This is a genomic window from Bacillus sp. C30 (genome assembly GCF_040838255.1).
Classification (GTDB): domain Bacteria; phylum Bacillota; class Bacilli; order Bacillales; family Bacillaceae_G; genus Bacillus_A; species Bacillus_A mycoides.
This window is the reverse complement of record NZ_JBFPJH010000570.1, coordinates 1-1,944: the sequence shown is the minus strand read 5'-3', so window position 1 is coordinate 1,944 and position 1,944 is coordinate 1. Positions and strand designations below refer to the sequence as shown.

The following is a 1,944-nucleotide window of genomic DNA, read 5'->3' as shown; positions in this document are numbered from 1 at the left end:
TTGATAAGTGGGACAATATGAGTCATAATCAAGCGTTTCGCCGGGAGTATGAGGCGCGAGAAAAGGTATTGTTAGATGAAAAGGCTGCGGTGGCACATGCGGAGAACAAAGGGATAGAAAAAGGGCTAAAACAAGGGAAAGCTCAAATAATCAAACAGTTGTATGACAACGGAATGTCTCCACAAACGATTGCAGATAATTTGAAGATGACAATAGAAGAAATACACCATATTCTACGTTTAGCATAAAAATAGAGAGAGAAAGAAAGTGCCAGTGATGGTGCTTTTTTGTATGCGAAAATAGGAAAACGCAAAGGAGTGAAGATAGATGGAACTAACTAAACTTGAGAAAGCAATTGCTATTGGTACAATTCTTTCAGCGTTAACTGAAGGTGAACTTAAAGAGTATGTTGGTTTAGAAAAGTTACAGGCATTCATTGAACAAGGTGAAGTGTTAGATGAGCATATAACGCCAAATGAAAAGAAAGAAGCCGATAAGACTTTAATTAATAAACTAATCGATTCATTCTTAGAAGGAAGTAAGGAGTGAGGTTAGATGAAACTAAGTAAACTCGAGAAAGCAATTAACGTTGGAGTAATTAAATAAGCACAGATGCATCACCCGCTAGAAAGATGTGCAACTGTGCTTATGTAAACGGTATCCGTAGACCATGTGGGTCTTAGGAATGTTACTCTTACTATAACATTAGGAACATAAAAAAGAGTTCGAATATTTCTTTTATTCGGACAAATTAAAGGTGGACAAGTGATGAAAGAATACAAAACGAAACAACAGAAGCGTAAGTTCTATGATAGTGGTGAGTGGATATGAAATAACACAATGAACGAAAAAGAAAAGTAGGAATCAGAGGATTCCTACTTCGTGGAGGGATTTGATATGACAGAAACTAGACCAGGTGGTTGAATAAGAATCCTTAAGAGATACTCTTATATTTAAGATGTGATAGTTGTTGTAGAAGAAGGTGTAAATTCTACAAATTCTAATACAATTGGTGTTCCTTTTAAAATAGGAGCATCTGCAGGAACATTAATAATGAGGGACCAATCCACAGTATCAGGAGGAGTAAATTCTGCAGAAATTATGAAAATATCCAACATTTGTAGTATACCATTGATATAAACCTTATAAAATGAGTAATTTGTGGAATCAGGGAACACAGTGGCAGGAGAACCATCACTTTGAAAAAATTCAGTTGCTGGTATGGTAACGGTAGTTCCGGCATCTGCTTGATTACTCATCACATGAAAAAATTTTATGTCTGTTGGATCAACACCAGTTGTTGTTTCAGCTGATATTGCAAGTTTCATTACTTGTAACGACATCTTAATAATCTCCTTTGTTGAAATAATGTTTGTCCATAACCTATTGTATGGCGTGTTAGCAATAAGTGTGATTCTACATGAATGAAACTGGACAAGAATTTAAGATAATAGGATAAATATTTTTTCGATTCGAAAGCGGAGAATTCTCTTTCGTTTGCACACATAGATAAAGCGATACATATAGTAAAGTACGGGCAAACTCAGTTGTCCTCATTTAATTATAACGACATTGTCCTTTGTCAGAAGAGCATCCTTGGTGGGGGATGTTCTTTTTCGTATGCAAAAATAGGAAAACGTATATGTTGTTAATAAGGTGAATTTTATGTAAGAAATCTTAAATGTTGAGTGCTTAAAATGCTGGAGGAATTTCTTTTGGAGTAATTAAAAAATGCAGCTGCGCAAATAAAGAAACAGAAAGGTCCTTATATAGCTTGTGGGATATATAAGGTTTGACTAATATACTCTCACTATAACATTAGGAAAATAAGAAAAGGAGTTCGAACATTTATTTTATTCAGACAAACAAAAGGTGGACAAGTGATGAATGAATACAAAACCAAACAACAGAAGCGTAAGTTCTATGATAGTGGCCAATGGAAAA

Annotated in this window: 2 protein-coding genes and 1 pseudogene; 2 read left to right on the top strand and 1 reads right to left on the bottom strand. The window is 34.9% G+C overall.

Annotation, left to right across the window (positions count from 1 at the left end; translation table 11 throughout):
- Nucleotides 1–248: pseudogene (locus AB3X49_RS22970) on the top strand (Rpn family recombination-promoting nuclease/putative transposase); the annotation flags it as partial.
- 79 nt (nt 249–327) lie between these two features.
- Nucleotides 328–549 (top strand): hypothetical protein, encoded by a 222-nt coding sequence (locus AB3X49_RS22965; RefSeq protein ID WP_367964960.1) that lies wholly within the window; start codon nt 328–330, stop codon nt 547–549.
- A 404-nt stretch (nt 550–953) separates the two neighbouring features.
- Here AB3X49_RS22965 and AB3X49_RS22960 read toward each other — a convergent pair whose 3' ends face one another.
- Complete coding sequence (locus AB3X49_RS22960) at nt 954–1,343, bottom strand: DUF4183 domain-containing protein (RefSeq protein WP_367964958.1); 390 nt, start codon at nt 1,341–1,343, stop codon at nt 954–956.
- Nucleotides 1,344–1,944: the final 601 nt, after the last annotated feature.

What these genes read in the sequence shown, in the direction of transcription:
- AB3X49_RS22965 (WP_367964960.1), top strand. Translation starts at nt 328, where the DNA reads ATGGAACTAACTAAACTTGAGAAAGCAATTGCTATTGGTACAATTCTT.
- AB3X49_RS22960 (WP_367964958.1), bottom strand. Translation starts at nt 1,343, where the DNA reads ATGTCGTTACAAGTAATGAAACTTGCAATATCAGCTGAAACAACAACT.